Source organism: Streptomyces sp. NBC_01477 (assembly GCF_036227245.1).
In the GTDB taxonomy this organism is placed as follows: domain Bacteria; phylum Actinomycetota; class Actinomycetes; order Streptomycetales; family Streptomycetaceae; genus Actinacidiphila.
Genome location: NZ_CP109445.1, coordinates 6283187 through 6305336, shown reverse-complemented (window position 1 = coordinate 6305336; position 22150 = coordinate 6283187). Strand labels below are relative to the sequence as shown.

The following is a 22150-nucleotide window of genomic DNA, read 5'->3' as shown; positions in this document are numbered from 1 at the left end:
GGGAGTCTCCGCGTGAGCCGCCTCGGGACCCCTGCGCAGGTCACCACAGGCATGCCGACCGAGGCGCATGGTGGGGCGGGTGGGACTCGAACCCACGACCGGCGGATTATGAGTCGCCCGGATTCCGTGCCGGAGGATGACGAGTGATCCTCACTGGTCCCGTCCGTGCAGGTCGGAGGGGGGGTCGGTCCGACCGGCAGTGAGCGGTCCCACCGCGTCCAGAAGCGTCCGGGCTCGCACCGGGCTCACACCCGGTGCACCGCAACGGGCTCCCTGGAACCGGTGGGGCACGGCTGAACGACAGGGACAGATCCGGCTCGAAGGGCGGAAGCCAACAAGAAGGCGGAAGGCACTCTACGGAGCAGGCCTTGGCGTCCGCCCTTGCCCCCCGCCCCCGAATCATCTCCGCTCGCGCGGAGATTCGGGGGGATGAACGTGTGCGCCCGCACAACCACCGGTGCTCTCCGCGCGAGCGGAGGTGGTCCGGCCGGTCCGCCGGCCTTCACTCACCGGCGGAGCCTGCGCCCCTGCAACGCCGTGCTGGCCTGCGACTTCCCAAAGACCGTCACGCCGTCCGGGGCGCGGCTCTTCGTCTTCGTGGTGATCGAGCACGCCAGCGGTCAGACGGAAGCAGATCCGAACCTGTCGAAGAATTTGCCCGCAAAGTCCCGGTACGACCGCGCGTACATGTCATCGAGGCCAAGGACCCTGGACTGTTCCTCCGCCACGATCTCCAATGCCTGCTCGGTATCACCGTTCATCGCGAAGATGATCGGCAGAACCTTTTTCCTTTCATGGTCCGCCAGCAGTCCCGCCGACTCGATCTCACGGGAGAACCTGCCCCAGTCACCGTATGCGTCGATGAAAGTCTCACCGTAGACCCTTACCGCATCAGCAATCGACCGCGCTTGCAAGTCCGGGTCCTCACCTTGCGTGAACCGCCACACCCGAAAGGAATTCTCGGGCATGAGATAGCCGAGCGGCCGCGAAACCACGGGAACCGGCCCAGGCGGAACATCGCCCATCAGAGCACGGGAGATCTCCCCGTATTCCGCGAAACAGACGCCGACGACCGGGTTGACCTCCACAAAATCGGGAAGCCCTCGCGTGGCCATGTTCAGGCCGACCCAGCCACTCACTCCGTTGCCGCGTTCCTGCACAAGAGCCCCCTTCCGCCTGACGAACCCGAGCGTACGCAGGGCGGACCCACAGGCAGTGGACGCCTCACTCTTCAAAGATGGCATCCTCACACGTCTCCCAACCTTCAGCGGCATCGACCGGTGTAAGGGTAGCCACCATATCCGCCGATTTCAACGTCAGTGGGCCCGAAGCTTCCAGAAAGCCGCGCATCAGCAGCATTCTTCCCGTAGAAGGTACCACCACCTGATTCAATGGAAGCATATCCTCCCCTTCGGCCCTGATTCTTCGAGAAATCAGCCTTGGGGCCGTTTTTGGCGTCGTAGAAATGAAGCGCACCATTCTTTTCGGCGACTACGTCGAAGCGCACATTCACTCCGTTCGCAGCGGTTGCGCTGATTTCCGTTCCGCGAATTATGTATCCCTTCGCTTCAAGGTCCCCGATCAGGCGACGAGTCCCCTCGTCACCCTTGCCCGGAGAGGAAGGTCCGCCCAAATTATGAACGAGGACCGGCGTTGCGCCGACCAGCACATAGTACGTGTGGAAGTCGTCGACGGTGAGGTCGTAGGTGCGTTGTTGCTGGCGGAAGTGACGCGCGGCCAGAACGGGGACCGCGTGCCCCTTGTCGTCACGGAGTCGCATACCGGGCGCCAGGTCGCCCGCGTTGACCCAGCGACCTTCGTTGATCACCCAGAAGGGGTGCGTGTCCGTGGCGACGATGGAAGCAGACGTGCCATCCGACTCCACCGTCAGGTCGGTGAAGTTCATGTCGTCATCGGTGATGATGGTAGCTATCACTAGACGAACAGCCGTTTTCCCTGTATCAGGATCGGTCGTGATGACCTTGTCGCCGACCTCGACGTCTTCAATGTCCTTGGTTTGTCCGTCGGCCAGCTCCACGTCGGTATTCGCCACGAAACTGTGACGACAGAATCTGCCTTCAAATATGGCCACGTCTTTTTCTGAACCAAGGACCGAGAAACCGGAGAATTCTCCGAAGCCTCCACCCATTGACCGCGCCGAGCCCATGACAATGCTTGGGTCCTCGTGTGCGAGAGCTACGAGGAAGGCCCACATGTAGGCCCTGCTCTCGCCGGCCGTGCAAGCGTCCGTGGAATCGCACGCCTGCATGGCCGCAGCCCACTTCTGAGACTCCATGTGGGGATGCATGTGGTACTTGATGGACACTTGCAGCTGGAGGTTGTACATCCACAGGAATGTGGCGCGGTTGTTGGCGGGAAGGGGCGGCAGTGGGTCTCCGACGATGTCCTGGGTCGGGCCGTTCGTGGCGTCGGGGTCGCCGTCGTGATCGCAGTCGTGCTTGTTGCAGTAGTCGACGTTTTCGTCGTAGAGGTCGTCGCCCGGCGCGGGGCCGTTTCCGCCATTGAGGCCGGCTCCCGGTGCGTTGCAGTCACCGCGCACGCAGAGCAGTCCGGTGGGGTCGCTGTTGGTGGCGGGATTGTTGTCGGCATAGGCATAGCCGTTGAGGGATTGGTCGTCGCTGGTGTTGAGGACGGGGTCGACGGAGATGAAGCGGCCGGTCGCGGTGTCGTAGGGGCGGGCTCCCACATAGGTGAGGCCGGTCGTGTTGTCCTGTGGTTTGCCGAGGAAGCCCTTGTCGTCCGGCCAGGTGCCCGTACCGCCGGTGCGTGGTGCGCCGAAAGGGGTGGTGTAGCGCTTGGTGGCGGTCTGGTCCGTGCCGGTCGCGGTTACCGCGAGCGAACCGGTGCCGTGCTGGTCGCTTGTCGTCCAGGACAGGGTTGGCTGTCCGGGCTGGTTCGTACGTACCGCTACCGGCATGCCGGACAGGGTGTAGGTGCGCTGAGCCCAGTAGGCGGTGGTGGTACCGGTCTTCTTGAGGTGTACCTCGGTGACGCCGTCGAGATAGAGGACGGTCTCGCCGCTGTCGTCGCTTCGGATGAGGAGGGCGCCGTCGGCGTCGTAGAGGTAGTTCGTGGTGTCGGTGGTGGTCCCGCTGGGGACCTTGACGCTGGCGAGTCGGTTCTCGGTGTTCCAGCCGAGGCTCTCGGTGGCGGTGCCCTTGGGCCGGGTCTGGGTGTTGCCGGTGGCGTCGTAGGTGTACTGGGTGGGTGCGCCGGTGCAGGTAGCCGCGGGGATGACTGCGGTCAGGCCGTGGACGTGGGCGGCGTCGTTGTAGCAGTAGGTCGCAAGGGTGCTGCCTGCTGTGGTGTGGTCGGTCTGGGTGGAGCGCAGGCCGCCGGCCGTGTAGGTGTAGGAGGTCCAGTAGGGGCTTGCACCACCGAGGCTGGCCGCGGTGCGGTTGCTGGCGGAGCAGTTGGCGGTGGCCGGGGTCCAGGCTTCGGTCATGCGGTCGTAACCGTCGTAGGTGAAGCACTGGTTGTCGGCTTTACCGGTGCCACCGAGGGTGGCGGGGTCGAGGATGTCGGTGACGTTGCCCGCGTCGTCGTAGTCGTAGTTGAGCTCTTGGAGCTCGTAGGGGTGGGTGTCGTCGGTGACCTTGGTCTGTTCCAGACGGTCGGTGCCGTCCTGGTAGGTGTTGGCCACGAACATGTGCTTGATGCCCGCCGCTGGGGATGTCGCCAGGTCCAACTGGGAGACCTGCCCAAGAGGCGAGTAGCTGGATCCGTTGACGTACCCGGAGGTGCCCTGCAGCGTTGCCGGCAAGCCAAAGCTGTTGTAGCGCGTTTCGACCTGTTCGGAGGGAAGTCCGCCGGCTGCCGGGGTTTTGACGAACTGCTGGGCGCCGTCGATGTTGTACGCGGTGGAAACCGCCAGCGCGGAGGTGACTGCGCCAGAGGTCACCAGGGGATCGTCGGCAGGCAGGTCCAGTTCGGTGGCGGTCGGCCGGTTGAGGCTGTCGTAAGTGGTGACCTTGCTGGTGTATGCCTTGCCCGAGATGCCGCTGCCGCCGACGTACCGGGTGGAGGAGGCGGGCTGGCCGACGACGAGGGTGTCATTCCTACAACCCCGGCCACCACAAAGCGACCTCAGGCATGCCGCAGCACACGCACGTACAAAGCCCCCACCCCTGCCCCCCACCGCTCACGCGGAACAGCCGGATCCTGAGGCACAGGCAATACACGCGTCAAGAGCGCCTCAAGAGCTGCCGCGGGCACTCCGAGCCATCGAGAGACGATCCATGACGGGCCATCAGGCGGCGGCGCTCCGAGCGATCGGCCGTCCAGTCCGGCCGCGGCCTGCTCCACCTCGGCGGCTGAACTACGTGACAGTGGCCTGCACGCCCCGCCGGGCACCGGACAAATGCTGCCGGACGAGAAAACGGGGCTGGCGCCGAGGCCGGAATCAGGCTGCGCTCCGATGGGGTTCCCGATGGCATCCGCCCGAGAGCCAAGGCGTCGACCCAGCGCCGATCAGCTTCCGGGAGCTTGTGTATCCGGCAATGCCCCTGGCGCACACAGGTTGCCCGGACGGAGGTCGATGCACCTTCGGGCTCACCCGGGCTCACGTGGCATTGCCGAAGGGCAGCGCATCTCACGCCTAGCCCGGACTCGGGCACAAACATGCAGGTCAGCGCCCATGCTCTAGCGGGCCTCGGTGGGGCGGGTGGGACTCGAACCCACGACCGGCGGATTATGAGTCACCCGGATTCCGTGCCGGAGGATGGCGAGTGATCCTCACCGGTCCCGCCCGTGCAGGTCGGAGGGTAAGCCCGTCCGCCGCGCCAGCATCGATCCCACCGGGTCCAGCGGCGTCCGGGCTCACACCGGGCTCGCCAAGGGCGTATCCCGGCTGGAGGCGCCTGCTGACTGAGCCGTGCCCGGTGCTGGTGAACACCCCGACCGCGATCCTGCGACCCATGGCTGGGGTGATGAGGCCCCAGGGCGACGGCCTAATTGTGTTGACCGCCCGCAAGTTGCGACCCCGGTGGGGGCTATGAGGACTTCCGCAGCACGCGGCGTGACGAAAGCCGCGGCGACCGCTGGGAGGACCACTCCGCCAAAGCCCGCGCACTGTCAAGCCCCGGGTTTTGTGGAGATGAGGTGCCCCGGGGTGGGCAGCTGGGCTCGGACCCGTCTGTGGGTTATAGCCATTCCACAAGCGCGGATCATTCGTCTCCCTCCTGGGCCTTCCACCTGCGAACGTTGTCGAATCGCACCGGCCGCCGCCGCGATTGGCCATGCCACTGGTCACCGTACAGACCCGCACCGCGAGAGCCTCGGCGAGCAGGGTGGCCCCACGTCCGTCGTCGTGACGCCCGTACTCGCCCGGACGAGCAGCTTCACGCCGATCCTGCGCTCCAGGCCGCCGATCGTCTGCGACAGCGCGGACTGGCTGACGCGCAGCCGCCGGGCCGCGGCGGACAGCCCGCCCTCCTCCACGACCACGACGAACGCGCGCAGCTCACAAAGCTCCATCCGCCCATGCCCTCACGCCGCGGGGCGGGTGTCACGCGACACCCGGGCAGGCCGCCGCCCGGCGGGCCGGGGCGGGTCACGCGCCGTCGGCGGCCGGCGGTCCGCCGATGCCCGCCACCGCGGCCGCGTCCTGCTCCCGGGCCACGACCGGATCGGCCTGCGCGGCGGGCACGCCCCCGTCCCGCCGGTCCCACACCGCGAGCAGCGGGGTGGCCATCACAGTGGTCACCACCGCCACCACGACGAGCACGGTGAACATCGAGGGTGACACGATCCCGTCCGCCAGCCCGACGTTGATGGCGATGAGCTGCATCAGCCCGCGGGCGTTCATCAGCGTGCCGATCCGCAGCGCGACCCCCTGCGGCTGCCCGCCCAGCCGCGCCGCCAGCCAGCACGCGCCGAACTTGCCCACCACGGCCACCAGCGTGCAGCCCGCCGCGAACAGCAGCAGTGAGGGATCGGTCAGCAGGCCGGTGTCGGTGTTCAGGCCGGAGTAGGTGAAGAACAGCGGCAGCAGCAGCATCCCGCTCAGCGGGGCGGTGCTCTCGATCGTCCGGTCGATGCGGGGCGAGCGCGGATACGCGGCGCCCAGGCTGAAGGCTCCGAAAACCGCGTACAGGCCGATCCTGTCGGTGTACCAGGCGGCAGCGCACAGCGCGATCAGGGTCACCAGCAGCAGCTGCTCGGTGGTCAGCCGTTCGGTCGCACGCAGGACCGGGGCGCGGAACCTGACCAGGACGGCGAGGACCGCCACCAGCCCCGCGGCGCCCGCGGTGGCCAGCACCAGGGCCGAGGAGGTGCCGCGCGCCAGGCTCACCACCCCGGCCAGCATGATCCAGGCCGCCACGTCGTCGAGCGCGCCCGCGGCCAGCGAGATGGTGCCGAACACGGTGCCGGTGAGGCCGCGTTCGATGATGATCCTGGCGAGCATCGGGAAGGCGGTGATCGACAGGGTGACCCCGACGAAGAGGACAGTCACATGGAGCGGGACACCGGGCGGCGAGGTGTCCACGGAGTCGCGCACCGCCCAGGTGAGCCCGACGCCGAGCAGCAGCGGAGTCACGATGCCCGCGAGGGAGACCATCGCGGCGGGCCGGGCCACCGCCTTCATCCGGTCCAGCCGGAACTCGTACCCCGACTGGAACATGAACAGCACCAGGCCGAGCTGCCCGGCCACGTAGAGCACCGGCCGCAACGGGGCCGGGAAGAGGTGGTGTTCGACCGAGGGCAGCAGCAGCCCGAGGACGGACGGGCCGAGCAGCACCCCCGCGATCATCTCGGCGACGACCGGCGGCTGGCCGACAGGCCGCAGCAGCAGGGTGACACCCCGGCAGACCACCAGGATGACGACGACGGCGAGCAGGAAAGCGGTGCCCAGTTCGGTCGCGGACATGGCAGGCAACCCTTCGGCATGCGGCGGTGGGGGGAGCTGGGGCGGGATCAGCCGTGGTGGTACGGACAACCGGGCGCCGGCACGGCCGCGTTGCCCTCGCCTGCCGCCGGGCCGTCGTCGAGCGGGCGGCCCTGCGTGTCGTGGGCGGCGAACCACGCCTGCGTCATACGCAGCCGCCGCGCGTCCGCCACCATCCAGCTGCCGAGGGCGAGTTGCAGCAGGCTGCGGCCGACGTCCTCCCAGCGGTCCCGCAGCCGCAGGAAGGCCAGCGCGGGGACCACCAGCCGGCGTGGCGCCGTCCGCTCGCGGGCGACCAGCAGGCAGGGCGCCCGGTGCGGGATGGAGCGGGTGTGGGAGACCGCGGAATGCAGGGTGAAGCGGGCCAGCACCTCCCGGGTCACCGCCCTCATGACCAGCGGGGAGAGCCGCCAGGCCGGGCAGGGCCGGTTCGCGGCCACCCCGAAGGGAATGTGGTGCGCGTCCTTGAGCGAGATCCGGTCCCACCTGCCGGGGTCGAAGACCTCGGGGGCGGTGTGGCCGGTGGCGTGGTAGGCGGGGTAGTCGAAGCACAGGACGGTGCCCGCCGGGTAGCGCACCCCCTCGCCGAGGTCGATGTCGGCACTGGTGATCCGGTGCGCGATGCCGAACAGCGGGAACAGCCGCAGCGTCTCGTTCATGACGTTGCCCAGGTCGTGGTCGTCGTCCGGGTGCGCGGCGAGCCGCCGCTGTACGTCCGGGTGTTCGGCGAGCACCAGCAGCAGGTGCGCCATCGCCTCCGACATCTGCACGACGGCGGTGTTGAAGAAGGTGCCCTGCAGGTAGTGGGCGCGGTCCAGCGGGGTGGCGAGTTCGGCGGGCAGCCGGTGCGGCACCTCGCCCGCCGCGAGGCGGCCCAGCAGGTAGCGGGTGAGCCGGTCGCGGCGGCGCATGTGACGCAGCCGGGTGTTCTTCAGGGAGTTGACGACGTCTTCGGCGTTGTCCACGATCAGCCGCCGGATGTGCGGCGGGCATGACTCGCGGAAGACCAGGCCGTGGAAGAAGTCCGCCCACACCGGCATCATCAGGTCGCGCAGCCGGACCAGGGCGACCCGGCCGGGGACGGCCTCGTCGAGCACGTGCGCGGCGCAGCGGGCCGCCGCGGCCGACAGGTCCGCGCTGGTCCCGGCCAGGATCGCGGCGGTGGTCCGGGCCACGGCGTCGTAGCGGGGCCCCGGCTCCAGGTGCTCCTGGTGGACCTCGGGCCCCGGCGAGAGCCAGTACCAGAACAGGTCGGACAGGCCTGCACCCTTGCTGCGGCCGTTCGCCGCCGGATGCGCGTACAACGCGGCGAAGTGCTCGGGGCCGACGTCGGCGTTGGGCACCACGACGCCCTCGGACCCGTTGACCCGGGCGAATACCCGGACCCGCAGCGCGATCAGGGCCTTGGGCAGCCAGTACGGGGTGGACAGCGCGAGCGCAGCAGCGCCGGTCTTCCTCAGCATCCGGCCACCCCCCGCGGGCCGCGGGCGACCACCTGGTCCCGGGTGGGCCCCGCGCAGTCCGCGGCGCCGCACAGGGTCAGCACATGGGAGGTGTCGTCGCGCAGTTCGGCCAGCACCCGCGCCACACCGTCCTCGCCTTCCGCGGCCAGCCCCCACAGCACGGGCCGCCCGACGGCGACGGCGGTCGCGCCGAGCGCCAGCGCCGTCACCACGTCGCAGCCGGCGCGCACCCCGCCGTCGAGCAGGACGGGTATCCGGCCCGCCACCGCGTCGGCCACCCGCGGCAGCGCCTCCACGGCCGCGGGTGCCGCGTCGAGCTGGCGGCCGCCGTGGTTGGACACGATCACGCCCGCCATCCCCTCCTCGACGGCCAGCCGCGCGTCCTCGGGGTGCAGCACCCCCTTGAGCAGGACCGGCAGTCCGTGCCGGTCGCGCAGCCTGCGCAGGTCGTCCCAGGACAGCGCGGGCGACATCGCGATGTCCCGGCTGCCGCCGGGCGGCGCGCCGGGCAGGTCGAGCATGTTCTCCGTGCGGTGGCCCGCGGGCAGGTCGTGGAAGCCGTTGCGGTCGTCGCGCGTCCTGCGGCCGAAGACGGGGGAGTCGACGGTGACCACCAGCGCGGTGCAGCCGGCCCGTTCGGCCCGCCGGACCAGGGCGTCCGTCGTCGCGGGGTCGGGCTGGAGGTAGAGCTGGAACCACACGGCCGCGTCCTCGCGTACGGACCTGGCCGCCGCCGTCACCTCGGCCACCGCCGTGGTGGCGGCCATCGAGGTGATCAGCACCGCGCCCGCGGCGGCGGCCGCGCGGGCGGTGGCGCGCTCGCCGTCCGGGTGGGCGAGGGTGTGGAACGCGGTGGGCGCGACCACGACGGGCGTCAGCGCGCGGGCGCCGGGCAGCGTGACGCGGGTGTCGGCGGGACCCGTGCCGCGCAGCACGCGCGGCAGCAGGGCCAGTCGGCAGAAGGCCCTGGCGTTCTCGGTCAGGGCGGTCTCCGTGCCCGCGCCGCCCTCGTAGAAGTCCCAGTGCACCGGGTCGAGCCGGGCCCTGGCCTTCTCCCGCAGCTCGGCGAGCACGGCGGGGAGGGCGGGCTCGCCGCCGGTCACGACGGGTCCGCGGCTGCGTCTTCCGGGGAGTCCGGGTGCTCGGGCGCGGCCTGCCGCGGCGCGGGGGGCCGGGAGGTGCCGGGCGCGGGCCGGGTGCCGGCGGGCCCGGACTCGGAGGTGCCGGGCGCGGGGCTGCCGGGTGCCAGCTGCTCGGCCAGGAAGCGGACGAGCGGGGCGCGGTGGATGTCCGCGCTGTCCCACTCGTTCTCCAGGTTCTCCGTCAGGTGGTGCTCGGCGACCGGCTTGCCGTCCTGGAACACCCGCACCACCGGGTGCAGATAGCGCCCGTCGAGCCCGGTGGCCGTCTGCTGGGAGAGCCGGCCGGCCGAGATGTCGAACGGGTTGAGCTTGTCGTGGTCCTCGCCGTATTCGAGGGTGATGGTGAGGTAGCGGTCGGCGGCGCCGAAGACCCCGTCTCCGGCCACCTGGTGGAGGTGGTCGACGGGCACCTCCTCGTAGTAGCCGGTCGCGCCGGTGGCGCTCACCACCACGGCGTCGCAGAGGAACCCGAACATCTGCCACAGCGCGGAGGTACGGTTGATCCGCTCCATGACGGCGTCGGCGACGGCCTCCGGCGCGCCGTCGAGGTCGCGGCGCGGCCAGGGGGTGCCGTGGTAGCGCTGCTCCAGGATGCGGTGCAGCGCGCGCACGGCGTAGCGGAAGCCGTGGATGAATCCGCTGGTCGACTTCTTGAAGTCGCGGACCTGGGTGATGGTGCCGGCGAAGTAGACATCGGGGACGTTGACCGACTCCCAGGCGTCGGTCTGCGCCGGGAACCTGTCCTTGATCGTCAGCTCTGGACGGCACTCCTCGGCGAATACCGAGGCGTCGAAGCGGAATCCGGTGGCAAGGATGACCCGGTCGTAGCGGATTTCCTTCACCACTTCTTCGACCCGCAGGAATTTGACGGCGACCCGATAGCCGCCGTCGGCCTCGTCCCTGGTGATCCGCACGATCTCACCGTCGAGGAGTGCGTTCTGCGATTTGAGCTGGTACGTGTCGAGGAAGTTGTTGTTCACCGCTCTGAGATGGCCGACGAAATGCGTCTGCCAGGCCAGCTTGAGCGATCCGGGACCGGCCACATGAATCACCGCCGCCGTTTCGACAAGGTTGTCCGCGGTCTCGAATGCGGAATTTCCCCGGCCGATGATCAGCACCCGCTTGCCGGTGAAGTCGGCCGGGTCGACGGACACCTCGTCGTACCGCTCGGCCAGCTCGGCGCCGTCGATCGGCGGCACGTAGGGCCGGGAGACGCCGGTCGCCATGATCAGCCGCCCGGCCCGCAGGACTGTGCCGTCCTCGGTCGTCGCCTCGAAATCCCCGCGAGGGGAACCGTCTCCCGCGGGCAGCCGGGCGATGCGAGTGATACGCGTGTTGCTGCGGGTGCGCACCCGGTGCGTCCTGGCGAAGTCGCCGAGGTAGCGGACGAAGTCGTCCGCCTGCGGGAAGTAGCGGGGCGTGACGGCGGTGAAGAGCGGGTGGTTGTCCTCGGAGAGCAGCGAGTTCCAGTCGGTGCGCAGTTTCAGCTCGGGGTCGTCCCAGCCGGTGTGCACCTTGTTGATGGAAATCATCGTCCGATGCCGGGGGAATTTCGTGAAGAAGGTGCCGGGGGCCTCGCCTGCCTCGACCAGCAGATAGTCGCGGCCTGCGCGTTCCAGGAAATAGGCCGCCTGGATTCCGGCCGGCCCTCCGCCTACTACCAGGTAGTCGATCCGCTCTTCTCCGGACACATGCCCTCCCGGTATCTGATGAGGATGCGGCCACCCTAGTTGAGGGTTAAAAGAGATATCCAGAGGGCCAAAATGTGATCCATGTCACACCGCATTGCGAGGTTGGGATTCAGATCGGATGGATAACTTCCGGAACGGGCCCGGCCGATCACCGGGCAGCATCGTGACAATGCGCCGGGCGGCGGCGGCCGAACGCTGTGCGGATACTGTGCGCACGCGCGGAACCGTTTGCGAGTGGCTGGAATTCGACCTGGTGACCATATGTCCGGATCGGAGAAAACCATGAGCAGACCGGCAGATCCGGTGTTTCCGCAGCCCCTCGTGGACGCCTTCGGACGCGATCCCGCGACCCCCGCCTTCGAGTTCCGGTCGCAGCCCGTGACCCGCGCCGAGGTGCTGGACCTGATACGGAACTGCGTCGGCGGTCTGCGGGCAGCCGGGGTCGGCGCCGGCCGCGGAGTCGCCGTCACCACGGCGGTCACCCCGGCGGGATTCGCCGCGCAGATCGCCGCCCACCTGCTCGGCTGCCGGGTCACGGGCCTGCGCCCCGGCCTGACGCCGCCCCAGTTGCGGCACGCGCTCGCGCAGGACGTCCACGCGGTGATCGCCGACGCCACCACCGCGAAGCCCGACCTCACCGCGGCCGCCGGCGCAGCCGGCGCGACCGTCCTCGACCTGGACCTGCTGGCCGGCGGTACGCCCCCCGCAGGCGGCAGCCGCGGCGACGCCGCCGGGCCCGACGAGGCCCTGGTGGCCCGCGGCCGGCCCGACGACATCGGCCTGATCTGCCTGACCAGCGGCAGCACCGGCAACCCCAAGGGCTCCGCCCAGACCTACCGCGCCCTGAGCGACCACTGGGCCTGGCAGCCCGCCCGGTGGAGCGGGCCGACCCGCAGGCTCGCCGAGCGCTACGGCCGGTTCCTGGTCTTCGGCACGCTGACCAGCGCCGTGATGCTGGAGCATCTCGCGCTGTGCCTGCTCGGCGGCGGCACTGCGGTGATCCCGGACGAGCCGGTGGCCTTCCCTCACTCCTGGGAACGGCACCGTGTCACCGCCTGCCTGTGCACGGTGGCGAAGCTCTACCAGGTCATCGACACCCTCCGCACCGAGCAGGTCGACACCTCCAGCATGCGGGCGCTGCTCGTCGCCGGGTCGCCGCTGCCGCCGCATCGGCTGGCCGAGGCCGTCGACCGGCTCGGCCCGGTGGTCCACGAGGGCTACGGGCAGACCGAGACCGGCATGCTCAGCCTGCTCGGCCCCGAGGATCTGGCCGAGCACCGCGACCGGGTGCTCGACTCCGTCGGCCGTCCGATGCCCGGTGTCGGGATCAGCGTCCGCGACCCGCTGGGACAGCCGGTCCCGGCCGGCACAGCGGGCGAGATCTGGGTGCGCTCGGCCGGGGCCATGTCCGGCTACTGGCACGACGAGGAGGAGACCCGCGAGGTGGTCAGGGACGGCTGGATCAGGACCCGGGACCTCGGCGCCCTCGGCGGCGACGGCTTCCTGCGGCTGGTCGGGCGCGCCCGCGAGGTGATCTTCGTCAACGCGATCCTGCACTATGCGGGCACGATCGAGGCGGCACTGGCCGCCCACCCCGACGTCGACCAGGCGTACGTGGTGGGCGCGCCCGACGAGCGCACCGGCGAGGCCGCGCACGCCTTCGTCGTCCCGGTCGTCGGCCGCGCGCCCGCCGCCGACGACCTGCGCGCCGCCGTACGCGCCGCACTGGGCGAGGGCGCGGCGCCCGCCACGGTCACCCTGCTCGACTCCGTACCGATCGCCCCGAGCGGCAAGCCGGACAAGAAGGCGCTGCTGGCCAGGGTGCCCGCCGGGGGGTAGCGCCCGCCGGGTCCGCGGTGCCCGCCCGCGGCCCGCGGTCGCGGGCCCCGGGCGGGCACCGCGCCGCGGGCTACCGCCGCCAGAACAGGTGGTGCGTGACGCCGCTCGGGCTGGGCACCACCTCGCGGTGGAACGCGTCGAGCAGCTCGTCCGAGGACTCCCACAGCCGGACGCCGGTGCCGAGCTCCACCGGCGCGACCGCGATATGGAGCGTGTCGGCGAGCCCGGCGTCGAGGAACTGCCGGACGGTGCTGGTGCCGCCGCAGAGCCGGACGTCCAGACCCTGTACCGCCTCCCTGGCCTGTTCAGGACCGACGCCGGGTCGCCGCCGACGAAGTGGAAGGTGGTGTCCGAGAGCGTGATCGACGGACGCTCGTGGTGGGTCATGACGAACACCGGCGTACGGAACGGGGGCTCGTCGCCCCACCAGCCAGTTCAGACGTCACCCGATCGTGCGGCAGACCCACCCTGCGCGCCGCGCTGAACTTCGCTGTCACGCAACGCCTCATCAGCTACAACCCCGCGGCAGGAGGAATCGAACTGGACTCGGGGAAACGCCCCAAGGCTTTGCTATGGACCCCAGAGCGCGTCAGGCGTTGGAAAACCAGCGGCGAGAGGCCGTCGTCGGTCATGGTGTGGACGCCGGAGCTTTTGGGCCGCTTCCTGGACGAGGCCGAGAGCGACAGGCTGTACGCACTGTTCCACCTCGTGGCCCTTCGTGGGCTCCGACGCGGTGAGGCCGTCGGCCAGGACTGGGCCGACATCGATCTGGAGCACGGCGAGCTGACTGTCAGCAAGACGATCGTCCAGGACGGCTGGACGCCCTACGAGTCCCAGCCGAAGACGGACGGCAGTGCGGCCACCATTCACCTCGACAGCATCACCGTGGCGGTTCTCCGCGCTCACCGCCTCCGGCAGGCCCGGGAACGCCGGGCATGGGGCGAGGGCTGGCAGGACACCGGCAAAGCCTTCACCGCCGAGGACGGGAGCTGGCTCCACCCGGAGAAGGTGTCCGACGCCTTCCGCCGCATTGTCAGGGCTGCCGGCCTACCGCCGATCAGCTTCCGGGATCTCCGGCATCCGGCAGCCACCCTGATGCACGCGAGCGGCGCGGACACCCACACGATCAAAGAGACGCTTCGGCACGCCTCGATCCAACTGACGTCCGACACCTACACCAGCCTGCTGCCGGAGCTGGACCGGCGGGTGGCTGAGAAGGCCGCGCGCCTGGTCCCACGGACCGCCGGCCCCGCGGCTTCACGAACTCCCGGGCTCACCTCGGGCTCACCCGTCATAAAGAAGGAGAACCTCTTCCCCCTCGCTAAGCCGGACCTCGAGCAATGCGTGCAGGTCAACCGGCATATGCCCGAGGAGGGCCTCGGTGGGGCGGGTGGGACTCGAACCCACGACCGGCGGATTATGAGTCCGCTGCTCTAACCGGCTGAGCTACCGCCCCGTACGGCGTGGCGTGCGCGCCGTCTGCCGCAGCATAGCTGCTCATACGATCTGTCGCCCTCGTGGGTCACAGACGCGTCATCAGGTGGACTCGCGGAGGCGGCCGCGTGGTTCCCGCGGGTATGAAAAAGGACCCCAACGGGGTCCTGATCCGGCGCTCCCCCGACTGGACTCGAACCAGTAACCTGCCGGTTAACAGCCGGCTGCTCTGCCAATTGAGCTACAGGGGACCGAGCTCCCCCGACTGGACTCGAACCAGTAACCTGCCGGTTAACAGCCGGCTGCTCTGCCAATTGAGCTACAGGGGATCGCTCTGCGTGCACCGAATGCACCCACCGGGATGGTCCCGGAAGGCGCGCACTCGGTGCGACACATACATTAGCGCAAGTGGGGGGGTGCTCCGCCAACCATTGGCGCCTGGGTTGTCATCCGGGCGCCGAGGGTAGGCGCGGAGCACACGCGCGGTGCGACGAGAAAGGGTGGAGCCATGCGCTACAAGCTGACGTTCATCGTGGGAGCCGCGTTCGGCTTCGTGGTGGGCGCGCGGGCCGGCCGTGAGCGGTACGACCAGCTGGTGAAGGCCGGGCAGCAGCTCGCGCGGAACCCGGCGGTGCGCAATGCCGCGGAGAGTGCCGCGCAGCAGAGCAGGACCGCGGCGGTGAAGGCCGCGGACACGGTGTCGGCGAAGGTCGGGCCGCGGCTGCCGGACGCGCTGGCCGAGCGGGTGCGGTCGCTGCGCAACGGCAACGCGCCGGACGACGACTGGGGCACCTCCAACACCTGACTCACGCCCGGCTCGCACCTGGCTCGCACCCGGCTCCGAGGCCGGAGCGCCCGGCCCCGGCCTCGGAACACCCGGCCCGGACCCCCGGCCCCAGAGCCCGGCCCCGGCCTCGGAGCGCCAGGCCCCAACCCCCGGCTCCAGCACCGGAGGCCCCGGCCCCGCCCCCCGGCTCGAACACCTGACGCACCTGACGCCGAACCGTGAGGCGCGAGGGGCGCCGGGTACGGCATCATCGGCCGTATGGGCAAAGTGGCCGGTATAGACAACTCCACCGCGGGTACCACCGTCGTCGTATGCGATTCCGACACCGGTGAGGTCCTGCGGCAGGGGTACGCACCCCACCAGGTGCCGGACGGTGAGAAGCCGACCGAGATCGACCCGCAGGCGTGGCTGCTGTCGCTGGGCGAGGCGGCGAAGGGCGGGGTGCTCGAAGGTGTGCAGGCGATCGGGATCTCCGGGCAGCAGCACGGGCTGCTCGCGCTGGACGCGGGCGGTGTGACCGTACGCCCGGCGCTGCTGCGCGGGGACAAGCGGGCGCAGGTGCAGGCCGCGGACCTGACGCAGGAGCTGGGCGGGGCCGCGGCCTGGGCCGAGGCGGTGGGCGCGCAGCCGCAGGCGGCGTATCCGGTGGCGAAGCTGCGCTGGCTGGCCCAGCACGAACCGGCCACGGCCAAGCGCATCGCGGAGGTGCTGCTGCCGCACGACTGGCTGGTGTGGCAGCTGCTGGGCCAGCCGGCCCGCCGCACCACCGACCGCGGCGACGCGTCCGGCACCGGCTACTGGTCGGCGGCCACCGGCGAATACCGCAAGGACCTGGTCGAGCTGGCCCTCGGCCACCAGGTGGCGCTGCCCGAGGTGCTGTCCCCCGCGGAGCCCGCGGGCCAGACGCCCGAGGGCCTGCTGATCTCGGCCGGCACCGGCGACAACATGGCCGCGGCCCTGGGCCTGGGCCTCGGCCCGGGCGACGCGGTGGTCTCGCTCGGCGCGGCCGGCACCGTCTTCGCGGTGCACCACGAAGCCCTCAAGGACCCGACCGCCACGGTCACCGCCTTCGCCGACGCGACCGGCCGCCACCTCCCGGTGGTCCAGGTACGGAACGCGGTACGCACCCTGCGCGGCACCGCCGAGCTGCTGGGCACCGACCTGCCGGGGCTGTCCGAGCTGGCGCTCCAGTCGACGCCGGGGGCGTACGGGCTGGTGCTGCTGCCGTATCTGGAGGGCGAGCGGACCCCCGACCTGCCGCACACCGCGGGCACCCTGGCCGGGCTGCGGCGGGACTCGATGAAGCGCGAGCACCTGGCGCGGGCGGCCTTCGAGGGCATGCTGTGCGGGCTGGCCGACGCGCTGGACGTTTTGCGCAACAAGGGCGTGGAGGTGCGCCGGGTCTTCCTGCTGGGCGCGGCGGCCGAGCTGCCCGCGGTGCAGGCGCTGGCGCCGGCCCTCTTCGGCACCCTGGTCGTGGTGCCGCCGGCGGCGGAGTACGCGGCCATCGGCGCGGCCCGGCAGGCGGCCTGGTCGCTGGGCGCGGTGCTCGGCTCGCAGTCGCAGACCGAGCCCCCGCACTGGCCGCAGCCCGCCTTCCGGCTGCTCGACCCGGCCGATGGCGCGCCAGCCGACGACGCGGGCCATCCCGGCGGCACGGGCGGCCCCGGCGGGAACGGCGGTACGGGCGGCAACGGCGGCGGCGGTACGGCGGTCGGCTCGGCGGTGCGCCAGCAGTACATCGCGGTGCGCGAGCACACCCATCCGGGAGCCTTTGCCTCGCTTTAATCATGTGCGGCGCTGGGATGCCCGAGGATAGTGTTGCGCGCCGGTCGTGGTCGGACCGGGCCGAGCCGGGCGGCGGCGGTGACGTGCCCGGCCGTACCGGACTCCACCGGTCAACCCTGAGCGGTGCGCCCGCGTCCTAGCGGTTAAAAAGACCGATACCGCGTCCTGCGCCAACGGCGCGGGACGCACCTTGCCGCACCGTCCCCACCCGAGCCCCGAGCCCGAGCCGACCGACCCGAGGTAGTCAGTGTGCTGATCCGACTCCTGCGGTCCCACCTGGGACCGTACAAGCGCCCCATCGGCCTGTTGGTCGCGCTCCAGCTCGTCCAGACCATCGCGGCCCTCTTCCTGCCCACCCTGAACGCCGACATCATCGACAACGGTGTGGTGAAGGGTGACTCCGGCTACATCCTGAGCACCGGCGCCATCATGGTCGGCGTGACGGTCGTGCAGGTCGTGTGCGCGATCGGTGCGACCTACTACGGCGCCCGCACCGCGATGGCGGTCGGCCGGGACATCCGCAGGTCCGTCTTCGACCAGGTGCAGAGCTTCTCGGCCCGCGAGGTCGGGCAGTTCGGCGCCCCCTCGCTGATCACCCGCACCACCAACGACGTCCAGCAGGTGCAGATGCTGGTGCTGATGACGTTCACGATGATGGTCTCGGCGCCGATCATGTGCGTCGGCGGCATCATCATGGCGCTCGGCCAGGACGTGCCGCTGTCGTCGCTGCTGCTGGGCGTGGTGCCGGTGCTGGCCGTCGCGGTCAGTCTGATCATCCGCAAGCTGCGCCCGCTCTTCCGCACCATGCAGAAGCGGGTCGACACCGTGAACCGGGTGCTGCGCGAGCAGATCACCGGCATCCGGGTGATCAGGGCCTTCGTCAAGGACGACTACGAGCAGCGGCGCTTCGGCCGGGCCAACGACGAGGTCACCGAGGTGTCGCTGGCCACCGGCCGGCTGCTGGCGCTGATGTTCCCGACCGTGATGGCGATCGTGAACGTCTCCAGCGTCGCCGTGCTGTGGTTCGGCGCCCACCGGATCGACAGCGGCGGTATGCAGATCGGCGCGCTGACCGCCTTCCTCAGCTATCTGATGCAGATCCTGATGTCGGTGATGATGGCCACCTTCATGTTCATGATGGTGCCGCGCGCCGAGGTGTGCGCCGAGCGCATCGAGGAGGTGCTGGGCACCCCCTCCAGCGTCGTACCGCCCACGGCGCCCGTCACCACGCTGCGGCGGCACGGCGAACTCGAACTGTTCAACGTGGACTTCGCCTACCCCGGCGCCGAGGCCGCGGTGCTGCGGGGCGTGGACCTGATCGCCAGGCCGGGCGAGACGACCGCGGTGATCGGCTCCACGGGCAGCGGCAAGTCCACCCTGCTCGGCCTGATCCCGCGGCTGTACGACACCACCGGCGGCCGGGTACTGGTCGACGGCGAGGACGTGGCGGAGATCGAACCGGCGCTGCTGGCGCGGACGGTCGGCCTCGTACCGCAGAAGCCGTACCTCTTCTCCGGGACGGTGGCGTCCAACCTGCGGTACGGCAAGCCGGACGCGACCGACGACGAGCTGTGGCACGCGCTGGAGGTGGCGCAGGCCAGGGGTTTCGTGGAGCGGCTGGACGGCGGCCTCGACGCGCCGATCGCGCAGGGCGGCAGCAACGTGTCCGGCGGCCAGCGGCAGCGGCTCGCCATCGCGCGGGCGCTGGTGCGGCGCCCGGAGATCTACCTGTTCGACGACTCCTTCTCCGCGCTCGACTACGCCACGGACGCGGCGCTGCGCCGGGCGCTGTCGGCGGAGACCGCGGACGCGACGGTGGTGATCGTGGCCCAGCGGGTGTCCACGATCCGCGATGCCGACCGGATCGTCGTCCTGGACGAGGGCCGGGTCGTCGGCACCGGCACCCACACGGAGCTGATGGCCGGAAATGAGACCTACCGGGAGATCGTGTTGTCCCAGCTGACCGAGCAGGAGGCCGCGGCATGAGCGGCCAGGGAGGCAAGGGCGGACCGGCGGGACCGGGCGGACCGTCCGCCAACGGAGGCGGACCGGGCGGACCGTCCGGGTCCGGCGGACCGGCAGGACCCGGCGGACCGGGCGGCCCCGGCGGCAAGCAGATGGCCGTGGCGCGCCGCGGCCCGGCCCCCATGGCCGGCCCCGCCCGCTTCATGAGCGGCGGCCCGATCGAGCGCTCGATGGACTTCAAGGGCTCGCTCAAGCGCCTCATCGGCCTGATGCGCCCCGACCGCTTCCTGCTCTACTGCGTGCTCGGCGTCGGCACGGTGAGCGTCGCGCTCGCCGTGACCGGGCCGCGCATCCTGGGCCACGCGACCGACCTGATCTTCGCCGGGGTCATCGGCCGGCAGCTGTCGGGCACCACCAAGGACCAGGCGCTCGACTCGCTGCGGGCGCACGGCAAGGGCGGGGTCGCCGACATGCTGTCGGGCATCGACTTCACCCCGGGCAAGGGCATGGACTTCGGTGCGATCGGCGGCGTGCTGCTGCTGGCGCTCGGGGTGTACGTGGTGGCGGCGCTCTTCAGCGTGGTCCAGATGCGGGTCGCGACCACGGTCATCAACCGCACGGTGTACCGGCTGCGCCGGGACATCGAGGCAAAGCTGTCCCGGCTGCCGCTGTCGTACTTCGACCAGCAGCCGCGCGGCGAGGTGCTCAGCCGGGCCACCAACGACATCGACAACATCGGCCAGTCCATGCAGCAGACCATGGGCCAGCTGATCAACTCGCTGCTGACGATCGTCGGTGTGCTGGCGATGATGTTCTGGATCTCCTGGCTGCTGGCCCTCGTGGCGCTGGTCACCGTCCCGGTGACGCTGCTGGTGGCGACCCGGGTCGGCAAGCGGGCGCAGCCGCAGTTCGTGCAGCAGTGGAAGACCACCGGCCGGCTGAACGCGCACATCGAGGAGATGTACACCGGCCACTCCCTGGTCAAGGTCTTCGGCCGCGCCGAGGAGTCGGCGGAGATCTTCCGGCAGGAGAACGAGGCGCTCTACGGCACCGGCTTCAAGGCGCAGTTCATCTCCGGCACGATCCAGCCGATGATGATGTTCATCGGCAACCTGAACTACGTCCTGGTCGCCGTGGTCGGCGGTCTGCGGGTCGCGTCGGGCTCGCTGTCCATCGGCGACGTCCAGGCCTTCGTGCAGTATTCGCGGCAGTTCAGCCAGCCGCTGACGCAGGTCGCGAGCATGGCGAACCTGATCCAGTCCGGGGTCGCCTCGGCCGAGCGGGTCTTCGAACTGCTCGACGCCGAGGAGCAGTCGCAGGACCCGGAGGCCCCGGTCCGTCCCGCCGAGCTGACCGGCCGGGTCGCGCTGGAGGAGGTGTCCTTCCGCTACGAGGTGGACAAGCCGCTGATCGACGGCCTGTCGCTGGCGGTGGAGCCCGGGCACACGGTCGCCATCGTCGGCCCGACCGGCGCGGGCAAGACCACCCTGGTCAATCTGCTGATGCGCTTCTACGAGGTGTCCGGCGGCCGGATCACCCTGGACGGCACCGACGTCTCGGCGATGTCCCGGGAGGAGCTGCGCTCCTCGATAGGGATGGTGCTCCAGGACACCTGGCTCTTCGGCGGCACGATCGCGGAGAACATCGGCTACGGCAGTGAGGAGGCGACCCGCGAGGACATCGAGGCGGCGGCCAGGGCCGCGCACGCCGACCGCTTCATCCGCACCCTGCCCGACGGCTACGACACCGTCATCGACGACGAGGGCACCGGCGTCAGCGCGGGCGAGAAGCAGCTGATCACCATCGCGCGGGCGTTCCTGTCCGACCCGGTGATCCTGGTCCTGGACGAGGCGACCAGCTCGGTCGACACCCGTACCGAGGTGCTGATCCAGCGGGCGATGGCCAAACTCAGCCACGGCAGGACGAGCTTCGTGATCGCCCACCGGCTGTCCACGATCCGCGACGCCGACGTCATCCTGGTCATGGAGTCCGGCGCGATCGTGGAACAAGGCACGCACGAGGAGCTGCTGGCGGCGGGCGGCGCCTATGCCCGGCTCTATGCGGCGCAGTTCGCGCAGGCGGTGGCGGAGGTCGACTAGAAATCGCGGCCCGGCCGGTCCGCGGCAGGACTTCCGGGGCGTGCGGGCGCACTATGGGATGAGGTCGACCGCACGCGGGGAGCAGCGATGGGCAGAGGGCGAGCGCTGGGTACGGGTGCCGTGGGCGCGGCGGCGGTCGCGCTGGTGCTGGTCGCCGGGTGTACGGGCGCGGACGGCGGGGGCGGGGCGGCGCGGACCAGTGCCCCGGCCCGGTCGTATCTGACCGGGGAGCCGGGCGCCGCGGGGCACGTGCTCGCGGTGAAGATCGACAATGTGCCCGCCGCCCGGCCGCAGACCGGGCTCAATGACGCGGCGCTCGTCTACGCCATCGAGGTCGAGGGCGGGCTGTCCCGCCTGATGGCCGTCTTCGACAGCAAGCACCTGCCGGCGGCCGTCGGCCCCGTGCGCAGCGCGCGGGAGACGGATCCGCAGCTGCTGGCCGAGTACGACCACCCGGCGCTGGCCTTCTCCGGCGCCCAGAGCATGCTGCTGCCGGTGCTCAAGAAGAGTACGGAGCTGACCGCGGTCACCGGCACGAAGGACTTCTACCGCAGCCACGACCGGTCCGCGCCGCACAACGAGTACCTGCGCCCGGCGAAGCCCGCGGCCAAGGGCGGCACCGCCAAGGACATCGGGCTGCGCTTCGAGGCCGCCACCCCGGCCGGCGGCACCGCGGCCACCACCGCCTCGGCCAGGATGCCCGCCGCCCGCTTCTCCTTCACCTGGAACGGCACCCAGTACCGCGTCGCCATGGACGGCAAGACGTCCCCCTGGACCGCCGACAACGTCATCGTCCAGCACGTGCAGGTCAAGGAGTCCGACTACCACAGCCGCACCGGCTACGTCCCCTACAGCCAGACCGTCGGCCACGGTTCGGCCCTGATCCTGCGCAACGGCCGCTCCTACGCGGCCGCATGGGACCGCCCGTCCCCCGCCTCCGGCACCACGTACACCTTCCAGGGCCGTACGCTCCCCCTCCACCCCGGCCGCACCTGGATCGTCCTGGCCCCCTGACGGGCGGCCCCGGTCGGAGTG

Annotated in this window: 13 protein-coding genes, 3 tRNA genes and 2 pseudogenes; 7 read left to right on the top strand and 11 right to left on the bottom strand. The window is 70.6% G+C overall.

Going from position 1 to position 22150, the window contains the following annotated elements; all coding sequences use genetic code 11:
• Positions 1-620: 620 nt before the first annotated feature.
• The 7 genes from OHA86_RS26765 to OHA86_RS26735 form a co-directional block, all read right to left on the bottom strand.
• Positions 621-1160, bottom strand: a complete 540-nt coding sequence (locus tag OHA86_RS26765) for a hypothetical protein (RefSeq protein WP_329179189.1) — start codon at positions 1158-1160, stop codon at positions 621-623.
• 104 nt (positions 1161-1264) lie between these two features.
• The gene (locus OHA86_RS26760; RefSeq protein ID WP_329179188.1) at positions 1265-3922 is read right to left on the bottom strand and encodes a polymorphic toxin-type HINT domain-containing protein; all 2658 of its coding nucleotides are present in this window, start codon (positions 3920-3922) and stop codon (positions 1265-1267) included.
• Between the two features lie 1346 nt (positions 3923-5268).
• On the bottom strand, positions 5269-5496 hold the full coding sequence (locus OHA86_RS26755; RefSeq protein ID WP_329179186.1) for a LysR family transcriptional regulator: 228 nt from the start codon (positions 5494-5496) through the stop codon (positions 5269-5271).
• A gap of 76 nt (positions 5497-5572) precedes the next feature.
• Positions 5573-6889, bottom strand: coding sequence for a cation:proton antiporter (locus OHA86_RS26750; protein ID WP_329179184.1), 1317 nt, complete (start codon positions 6887-6889; stop codon positions 5573-5575).
• A gap of 47 nt (positions 6890-6936) precedes the next feature.
• On the bottom strand, positions 6937-8370 hold the full coding sequence (locus OHA86_RS26745) for a cytochrome P450 (protein ID WP_329179182.1): 1434 nt from the start codon (positions 8368-8370) through the stop codon (positions 6937-6939).
• A complete protein-coding gene (locus OHA86_RS26740; protein WP_329179181.1) occupies positions 8364-9473 on the bottom strand; it encodes an alpha-hydroxy acid oxidase in 1110 nt (369 codons plus the stop codon). Before OHA86_RS26740 ends, OHA86_RS26745 begins: the two co-directional genes overlap by 7 nt.
• Entirely contained in the window at positions 9470-11203 is a 1734-nt protein-coding gene (locus tag OHA86_RS26735) for an NAD(P)-binding domain-containing protein (RefSeq protein WP_329179179.1), read from the bottom strand. The genes OHA86_RS26740 and OHA86_RS26735 overlap by 4 nt, the downstream gene beginning before the upstream one ends.
• A 282-nt stretch (positions 11204-11485) precedes the next feature.
• On the opposite strand from OHA86_RS26735, the gene OHA86_RS26730 reads away from it, so the two are divergent.
• Positions 11486-13042: a class I adenylate-forming enzyme family protein gene (locus OHA86_RS26730; RefSeq protein WP_329179178.1), complete on the top strand. Its 1557-nt coding sequence runs from the start codon at positions 11486-11488 to the stop codon at positions 13040-13042.
• Between the two features lie 70 nt (positions 13043-13112).
• Here the strand turns inward: OHA86_RS26730 and OHA86_RS26725 are convergent.
• Positions 13113-13474 (bottom strand): annotated as a pseudogene (locus tag OHA86_RS26725) (dihydrofolate reductase family protein); the annotation flags it as partial.
• 198 nt (positions 13475-13672) lie between these two features.
• On the opposite strand from OHA86_RS26725, the pseudogene OHA86_RS36150 reads away from it, so the two are divergent.
• Positions 13673-14167: pseudogene (locus tag OHA86_RS36150) on the top strand (site-specific integrase); the annotation flags it as partial.
• A 257-nt stretch (positions 14168-14424) separates the two neighbouring features.
• Here the strand turns inward: OHA86_RS36150 and OHA86_RS26715 are convergent.
• The 3 genes from OHA86_RS26715 to OHA86_RS26705 all read right to left on the bottom strand — a co-directional run bounded on the left by OHA86_RS26715 (position 14425) and on the right by OHA86_RS26705 (position 14805).
• Positions 14425-14498, bottom strand: a tRNA-Ile gene (locus OHA86_RS26715).
• 156 nt (positions 14499-14654) lie between these two features.
• Positions 14655-14727: transfer RNA gene (locus OHA86_RS26710), tRNA-Asn, on the bottom strand.
• Positions 14728-14732: 5 nt separating this feature from the next.
• Positions 14733-14805 (bottom strand) — tRNA-Asn (locus OHA86_RS26705).
• Positions 14806-14984: 179 nt separating this feature from the next.
• Between OHA86_RS26705 and OHA86_RS26700 the strand changes: the two genes are divergently transcribed.
• The 5 genes from OHA86_RS26700 to OHA86_RS26680 all read left to right on the top strand — a co-directional run bounded on the left by OHA86_RS26700 (position 14985) and on the right by OHA86_RS26680 (position 22129).
• Positions 14985-15281, top strand: a complete 297-nt coding sequence (locus OHA86_RS26700; protein ID WP_329179176.1) for a YtxH domain-containing protein — start codon at positions 14985-14987, stop codon at positions 15279-15281.
• A 240-nt stretch (positions 15282-15521) separates the two neighbouring features.
• On the top strand, positions 15522-17051 hold the full coding sequence (locus tag OHA86_RS26695; protein WP_329179174.1) for an FGGY family carbohydrate kinase: 1530 nt from the start codon (positions 15522-15524) through the stop codon (positions 17049-17051).
• A 249-nt stretch (positions 17052-17300) separates the two neighbouring features.
• On the top strand, positions 17301-19037 hold the full coding sequence (locus OHA86_RS26690) for an ABC transporter ATP-binding protein (RefSeq protein WP_329179172.1): 1737 nt from the start codon (positions 17301-17303) through the stop codon (positions 19035-19037).
• A 161-nt stretch (positions 19038-19198) separates the two neighbouring features.
• On the top strand, positions 19199-21115 hold the full coding sequence (locus tag OHA86_RS26685) for an ABC transporter ATP-binding protein (RefSeq protein ID WP_329182570.1): 1917 nt from the start codon (positions 19199-19201) through the stop codon (positions 21113-21115).
• Between the two features lie 87 nt (positions 21116-21202).
• Positions 21203-22129 carry a DUF3048 domain-containing protein gene (locus OHA86_RS26680; RefSeq protein WP_329179170.1) on the top strand — a complete coding sequence of 309 codons (927 nt, stop codon included), beginning with the start codon at positions 21203-21205 and terminating at the stop codon, positions 22127-22129.
• Positions 22130-22150: the final 21 nt, after the last annotated feature.